Annotated in this window: 3 protein-coding genes; all 3 read right to left on the reverse strand. The window is 73.0% G+C overall.

What is annotated here, in order from left to right; all coding sequences use genetic code 11:
• Window positions 1-347: DJ-1/PfpI family protein (locus I5E_RS20780; protein ID WP_261974820.1), on the reverse strand; the 347-nt coding region annotated here is incomplete at its 3' end.
• A gap of 164 nt (window positions 348-511) precedes the next feature.
• Complete coding sequence (locus I5E_RS00110; protein ID WP_222836435.1) at window positions 512-1,255, reverse strand: SDR family NAD(P)-dependent oxidoreductase; 744 nt, start codon at window positions 1,253-1,255, stop codon at window positions 512-514.
• Between the two features lie 45 nt (window positions 1,256-1,300).
• The gene (locus I5E_RS00115) at window positions 1,301-1,948 is read right to left on the reverse strand and encodes an SDR family oxidoreductase (RefSeq protein WP_022905209.1); all 648 of its coding nucleotides are present in this window, start codon (window positions 1,946-1,948) and stop codon (window positions 1,301-1,303) included.
• Window positions 1,949-2,514: the final 566 nt, after the last annotated feature.

The following is a 2,514-nucleotide window of genomic DNA, read 5'->3' on the forward strand; positions in this document are numbered from 1 at the left end:
GGGCCGGGCAGATCGCGGCGACGGGCTTGCCGGCCTCCCGCGAACGCCTGCACGAGGGACACCGCCTGCTGTTCGGTGCGGAGGGTGTCCGCGTTGATGGTGCCACCGGGGACGACGAGCGCGTCGAAGGAGCCCGCGTTGACACCGGCGATGGTGGTGTCCGGTTCGACCGACTTGCCCGGGTCCTCGTCGCCGATGAGGGTCGTGATCGGGCCGGTCTCCTGCGCCGCCACCGTCACGGTCGCGCCGCGCTCGCGGAGCTGGTCGATGGGGACGACGATCTCGTCCTGCTCCACACCGGAGTTCGTCGCGATGACGAGGATCTTCTTGCCGTCGAGTGCTGCCATGGTCGTTCCTTCCGCGGCCCGGTCGTTCCGGCCGCACGTCCACGTTCGTCCGCGGGGGCTGGAAGCGTCCGCAGGTGGACAGCCGGTTCAGCCGCCCGACGCCGCCGGCCGCGGGACGACGAGGTCCGCTCGGGCGCTGACCGGACGGCGTCCCGTCCGGCCCGTCACTCCATCACCATCGCGGACATCCGTGTCATGAGCCCCCGGGGGACGAACCGGTGCGCGCTCGCCAGCACCGCGTTGCGGAGTCCGGACACCACGGTCGGGCCGCCGGCGCGGGAGAACGCCTGCAGACCGACGCGTGCGACCTCGTCCGCCGTCTGTCGGCCGCCCTCGAGGAACGAGCCTCCACCGGCGGCGTCGAAGAAGCCCGTCGCGGTCGGTCCGGGACAGAGGGCGAGCACCCGGACGCCCCGGCCGCGGGTCTCCCACCAGAGCGCCTCGGTGAACGAGAGGACGAACGCCTTCGTCGCGCCGTACAGCGCCATGTGCGGGGTGGGCTGGAACGCCGCGGTCGACGCGACGGTCATGACGCCGCCGACACCGCGGGCGAGCATCCCGGGCAGGAAGGCCCGCGTGAGCCGCACCAGCGCCGTCTCGTTCAGCGCGATCTGCTGGACGATGCCGTCGTCGGGCTGCTCCGCGAAGGTGCCGTGCCACCCGACACCGGCGTTCGCGATCAGGACGTCGACCCGCGTGCCGTCCAGTGCGGAGAGGACCTCGTCGACCCCGGCGGTCGTCGCCAGGTCGGCGGGGAGCACCCGCACCCGGACACCGTGGCGGGCGCGGATCCCCGAGGCGACGGCGTCGAGCTTGTCGGCGGACCGGGCGACCAGGACGAGGTCCGAGCCAGCCGCGGCGAGGCCCTCGGCCAGTGACTCGCCGATGCCGCCGCTCGCGCCGGTCACCAGGGCCAGGCGGCCCCGGAACGGTTCGGGGTTCCGCGCCACCGCTCAGCCCGCCGTGCGGAGGAAGTCGGCGATCGGCGTCGACCCGGTGTTGAAGCGGATCGTCTTCCCGACCGTGCCGTCACCCTCGACCGCGTCGGCCACCACGTGCGCCACGTCACCGCGGGGCACCTCGGTCGACGAGCCGTCCCAGTCGACGGAGCCGGTGGGCTCGTCGTCGGTGAGGGTGCTCGGTGCGACGACCGTCCAGCGGAGTCCGGAGTCGCGGAGCACCGCGTCCGCGATCATCTTCGACTGGGCGTACGCGAAGAAGTCGTTGTCCTGCGGGACCCCGTGGTCGAGGAGCGAACCGGACCAGGAGACCATGACGTACCGGTCCACGCCGGCCTTCGCGGCACCCTGCACGGACAGGATCGCCGCGTCGCGGTCGATCGCCCACGTGCGGTCCGCCGAGCCGCCGCCGGCCCCGGCCGACCAGACCACGGCGTCGTGTCCGTGGATGAGCTCGGCGAAGTCGGTGAGGGTCTGCTGCTGGATGTCGGCGACGTGCGGGTGCCCGCCGTGGGCCCGGATCTCGTCGGCCTGGTCGGGGTCGCGGATGACCGAGGTGACGGTGTGACCGCGATCGGTGAGGATGCGGGTGGCGAGGAGGGCGACCTTGCCGTGGCCGCCGAAGAGGATGACGTTGCTCATGCCGCGGACGCTACTCGCGGCGGCTCAGTGCTCGGGAGTAGCGTCCGGACCGACACGACAGGAGCACCGATGAGCACGAAGCACGAGCAGCACACCCTGGTCCGCACCCTGGCACTGGGCATCCTCTCCGGCGGCCGCAGCGCCACCCCGCTGGCCGTCATGGCCCTGAACCACGACCGGTCCTCGCTGAAGGGGTCGTGGCAGGACTGGAAGGTCTTCAGCACGCCCCTCGGCCGCGGCGTCCTGGTCGCCTCGGCCATCGGCGAGCTGATCGGGGACAAGCTGCCGCAGGGCCCCGAACCGCATCTCCCCCCGCCGGCCTCGTCGGGCGCGTGGCGTCCGGCGCGCTCGTCGGTGCCGCGCTCGGCACGACCGGTCGTCGCGACCTGCGCATCGAGGGCGCGATCCTCGGTGGCGTCGGCGCGATCGTCGGCAGCTTCGTCGGCAGGGGCGCCCGCAAGCAGCTCGACACCACCACGCACCACCCACACCCCAAATACAGACACACCCAACACCCCNCAACCACCCCCNNCTCCNCCAACNCGACCNCCNCCNNCNNNCNNNCC

The organism is Curtobacterium sp. B18 (genome assembly GCF_000333375.1).
Lineage (GTDB): Bacteria > Actinomycetota > Actinomycetes > Actinomycetales > Microbacteriaceae > Curtobacterium.